Annotated in this window: 1 pseudogene; it reads left to right on the top strand. The window is 63.1% G+C overall.

From position 1 onward, the window contains the following. Nucleotides 1–597 (top strand): annotated as a pseudogene (locus HMPREF2924_RS11960) (class I SAM-dependent methyltransferase); the annotation flags it as partial. Nucleotides 598–773 lie beyond the last annotated feature (176 nt).

Raw genomic sequence — 773 nt, 5'->3', positions numbered from 1 at the left:
GTCCGCGAGCTGTCTCGCTGGCACCTGGCCCTTGCCCTGGCTGCCGGCGCGATATCTGGCGTCGTGCGATCGAAGTCGGACCGGATCCTGGTCGTGAAGGGTGACACCTACAAGGACAAGGTCCGCAAGACCGAATTCACCGAGGACGACGACGGCAACATCACCGAGGTGAGGATCCTCACCGACCGTTTCATCCCGATCATCCGGGCATGGGAAATGACACCCTCCTCGGTCAACCAGGGCCGCGTGCTGACCATCAGCTCCTCGGCCGCGACCACGGAAGAAGCTGAAGAGCCCCAACCTGAGCCGGCCTCTGCACCGCTGCTGTTCAGCCCTGGCCAGGTCGTGATGACCGCAGCCGTGAGCCACCTGGTGGAAACCGGTCAACTCAACCCAGCGCCTTTGCTGAACCGCCATCTGGCGGGAGATTGGGGGACGCTGGACCAGGAAGACTGGAACACCAACCAGAGAGCCCTGAAGTTCGGCGATCGGCTGCTGTCGTCCTACGACATCGACGCCGGCGACGAATCCAGGCTCTGGATCATCACTGAGGCAGACCGCAGCTCAACCACGCTTTTGCTCCCTAGCGATTACTGACCTCGCCCCCGCGGCGATTCCTTCCACTCCACCCTGCAGGGTATGCCGATACCCGAAGGGGACCGTGCACGCCCTGCTCCGTTCTTCACCTGCAGGAGATGCACATGAACGCTCTGACCCAACCGGCCGCCCTGGCCGCCTCCCCCCTGAACATCAACCTGACCGACTTCATCGAC

This window comes from Pseudomonas sp. HMSC063H08, assembly GCF_001813645.1.
In the GTDB taxonomy this organism is placed as follows: domain Bacteria; phylum Pseudomonadota; class Gammaproteobacteria; order Pseudomonadales; family Pseudomonadaceae; genus Pseudomonas; species Pseudomonas aeruginosa.
Note: the sequence above shows the minus strand (reverse complement) of the source record. Positions and strands in the feature narration are given on the sequence as shown.